This is a genomic window from Streptomyces sp. NPDC046876 (assembly GCF_040645035.1).
GTDB lineage: Bacteria > Actinomycetota > Actinomycetes > Streptomycetales > Streptomycetaceae > Streptomyces.
In genome coordinates this window covers 1-3,910 of the sequence record NZ_JBEYXK010000204.1, presented here as the reverse complement: position 1 = coordinate 3,910, position 3,910 = coordinate 1, and the positions used below count along the sequence as shown (strand labels likewise).

1 protein-coding gene is annotated in these 3,910 nt (G+C 71.2%); it reads right to left on the bottom strand.

Annotated elements, in window-relative coordinates; translation table 11 throughout:
- Window positions 1-3,910: amino acid adenylation domain-containing protein (locus ABZ924_RS38235; protein WP_361920303.1), on the bottom strand; the 3,910-nt coding region annotated here is incomplete at both ends.

Sequence of the window (3,910 nt, the reverse complement as noted above, 5' to 3'; positions counted from 1 at the left end):
GGTGCTGGAATACGTCCCGTGGGGTGATGACGAGTCCGGCTTCCCGGGCCCGGCTGACGAGTTGGATCGCGATGATGCTGTCTCCGCCGAGGTCGAAGAAGCTGTCGTCGATGCTGACGTGGGGGAGTCGGAGGACTTCGGCGAAGAGGTCGCAGAGGAGTTGTTCGCGGGGTGTGCGGGGTGCGCGGCCGTTTGCGGAGGCGGTGAAGTCGGGGGCCGGCAGGGCCTTGCGGTCGAGTTTGCCGTTCGAGGTGAGGGGGAGGTGGTCGAGGACGATGACGGCTGAGGGGACCATGTACTCGGGCAGGCTGTCGGCGAGGCTGCGTCGGATGTCGGTGGGGTCGAGGGTGATGCCTTCGGTGGGGACTGCGTATGCGACGAGGCGTTTGTCGCCGGGCTGGTCGGTGCGGACCAGGGCGGTGGCCTGGGCGATTTCGGGGTGGGCGGCGAGGGCTGCTTCGACTTCGCCGAGTTCGATGCGGAAGCCTCGGATCTTGACCTGGTCGTCGGCTCGGCCGATGTATTCGAGTTGTCCGTCGGCGCGCCAGCGGACCAGGTCGCCGGTGCGGTACATGCGGGTTCCGGGTTGGCCGTGCGGGTCGGCGACGAACCGCTCCGCCGTCAGACCCGGTCGGTCCACATAGCCGCGCGCCAGACCCGCACCGGCCGCGTAGAGCTCGCCGGCCACGCCGGTCGGCACCGGGCGCAGAGCCGCGTCCAGCACGTACACCCGGGTGTTGTCCATCGGACGGCCGATCGGCACCGAGCGGACCTCGTCCGCATCCGTGTCGGGGATGCGGTAGGACGTGGTGAACGTGGTGTTCTCGGTGGGGCCGTAGCCGTCCACGATGCTGATGCCGGGGCACGCTTCCCGGACGCGGCGCACCGCATGCGGGTCGACGACGTCGCCGCCCACCCAGAGCTCTCGCACACCGGCCAGGCTGCCGGGGCGCTCGCGCGCGATGAGGTTGAAGAGTCCGGCCGTGAGCCAGAGGCCGGTCACCCGGCCGTCGGCCGTCAGGTGCTCTAGTTCGTCCGCGCCGAGGCTGGCCGGTGGGGCGACGACCACCTCGCCGCCCGACAGCAGCGGCGTCCAGATCTCGTAGGTGGCGGCGTCGAAGGAATGCTTCGAGTGGAAGAGGACGCGGCGATGCGCCTCACCCTGCCAGCGCCGGTCCAGTGCCAGGTGGACGACCGCGGCGTGGGGGACAGCCACACCCTTGGGCTCACCGGTGGACCCCGACGTGTAGATGACGTACGCCGTGTTCTGGGCGTGGCCCGGGGCATGGAACGGGCTCCCAGCGGTGTCCGGGGCGTCCGGCCCGCCGTCGGTGTCCGGGGCGAGCAGCACGACGTCGTCGGGGAGACCACTGCGGTCCGAGTCGAGCCGGTCGGTGAGCACGACCCGGGCTCCGGTCTCCGCCAGCATGCGCCGGCGGCGGATCTCAGGGTCGGCGGGGTCCAGGGGAAGGTATGCGCCCCCGGCCTTCAGCACGGCGAGGAACGCGACGACGAGCGCGGGCGAGCGGTCGAGCAGCACACCGACGACGCCCTCCGAGCCGACGCCGGCGTCGGTGAGCCGCCGCGCCAGGCGGGACGAACGCAGGTCGAGCTCGCGGTAGGTCATGACGTCGTCGCCCCGGCGCAGTGCCACGGCCGCCGGCGTGCGGGCGGCCTGGTCGGCGAAGCAGCGCTGGAGTGACCTGGCGGCTTCGGGGAGCTCGTGGGCCGTCCGGTTCCACTCCTCGACGATCCGCCGGTGCTCCTCGGCCGTCAGGATGTCGATCTGCCCGATGGGGGCGTCGGGTTCGGAGACGAGCGCTTCGAGCGCGCGGACGAAGCGGGTGGCGAGCGCCTCGGCGGTCGCCGGGTCGAAGAGCTCGCTCGCGTACTCCAGGAGTCCGTCGATCCCGCCGGGCCCGCCGGCGGCGTCGGTCCGCTCGACCAGGCCGAACGCGAGGTCGAACTTGGCGACCCCGGGTGCCAGCGTTTCGAGGCCGATCCGCAGGTCGGGCAGGTCGGCGCCCGGAGCGGAGTCGCCCTGCACGGTGAGGAGGACCTGGAACAGGGGGTGGCGCGCCAGCGAGCGGACCGGATTGACGACCTCCACCAGGCGCTCGAAGGGGAGGTCCTGGTGGGCGTAGGCCGCGAGGTCGGTCTCGCGTACGCGCTCCAGGAGCTCGCGGAAGGTGGGGTCACCCGACGTGTCCATGCGCAGCACGAGGGTGTTGACGAAGAACCCGACGAGGTCGTCGAGCGCGTTGTCGTTCCGACCGGCGACCGGGCTGCCCAGAGGGATGTCGGTGCCCGCGCCCAGCCGGGTGAGCAGGGCGGCCAGAGCCGCCTGGGCGGTCATGAAGAGGCTGGTGCCCGTGCTGCGGGACAGGGCGGTGATTTCCCGGTGGAGCTCGGGCGGGAGCCGGAAGGCGACGGTGTCGCCGCGGTGGTCGGCGACGGCCGGCCGAGGCCGGTCGTAGGGCAGCGGGAGTTCCTCCGGCAGCTCCTGCAAAGCCGAGCTCCAGTAACGGAGTTGGCGTGCCGCCAGGCTATCCGGGTTCTCCTCGTCGCCGAGCAGCTCGTGCTGCCACAGCGTGTAGTCGGCGTACTGCACCGGCAGCGCGGCTCGGTCGGGGGCCTCGTTCCGGCAGCGTGACTCGTACGCGGCGACCAGGTCGGCGAAGAGCGGGGCGACGGACTCGCCGTCGGCTGCGATGTGGTGAACGACGACGGACAGCACGTGCTCGTCGTCGGAGAGCCGGAACAGCGCGACACGCAGTGGAGCCTCAGTGGCCAGATCGAATCCCTGGCACGCGAACTCCTGGAGCAGTTCCTCGAGTTCGCACTCGTCGACGTGCTGGGCTGCCGGCAGCCCGGCGAAGGCCTCGCCGCCCCGCAACAGGAGCTGGTGAGGCTTTCCGGACGGGGCGGGGAAGACGGTGCGCAGGCTCTCGTGCCGAGCCACGAGGTCGGCCAGGGCGGCATCGAGGGCGTTCAGGTCGAGGCGACCGGACAGCCGCAGGGCGAAGGGGATGTTGTAGGTGGGGCTGGGGCCCTCCAGCTGGTTGAGGAACCACAGCCGGCGCTGGGCGAACGACAGGGGAACCAGCTCGGGGCGTTCCCGTCGGGTCAGGGGGATGCGGGTCTCGGTGCCGGTGTCCCACCGCTCCGCGAGTTCGGCGACGGTCGGGGCGTCGAACAGAGTACGCAGGGGAATCTCGGCCCGAAGGACGGTCCGGATACGGCTGATGAGACGCGTGGCGAGGAGGGAGTGCCCGCCGAGGTCGAAGAAGCTGTCGTCGATGCTGACGTGGGGGAGTCGGAGGACTTCGGCGAAGAGGTCGCAGAGGAGTTGTTCGCGGGGTGTGCGGGGTGCGCGGCCGTTTGCGGAGGCGGCGAAGTCGGGGGCCGGCAGGGCCTTGCGGTCGAGTTTGCCGTTCGAGGTGAGGGGGAGGTGGTCGAGGACGATGACGGCTGAGGGGACCATGTACTCGGGCAGGCTGTCGGCGAGGCTGCGTCGGATGTCGGTGGGGTCGAGGGTGATGCCTTCGGTGGGGACTGCGTATGCGACGAGGCGTTTGTCGCCGGGCTGGTCGGTGCGGACCAGGGCGGTGGCCTGGGCGATTTCGGGGTGGGCGGCGAGGGCTGCTTCGACTTCGCCGAGTTCGATGCGGAAGCCTCGGATCTTGACCTGGTCGTCGGCTCGGCCGATGTATTCGAGTTGTCCGTCGGCGCGCCAGCGGACCAGGTCGCCGGTGCGGTACATGCGGGTTCCGGGTTGGCCGTGCGGGTCGGCGACGAACCGCTCCGCCGTCAGACCCGGTCGGTCCACATAGCCGCGCGCCAGACCCGCACCGGTGACGTACAGCTCACCGACCACGCCCACCGGCAGCACGCGCAGAGCCGCGTCCAG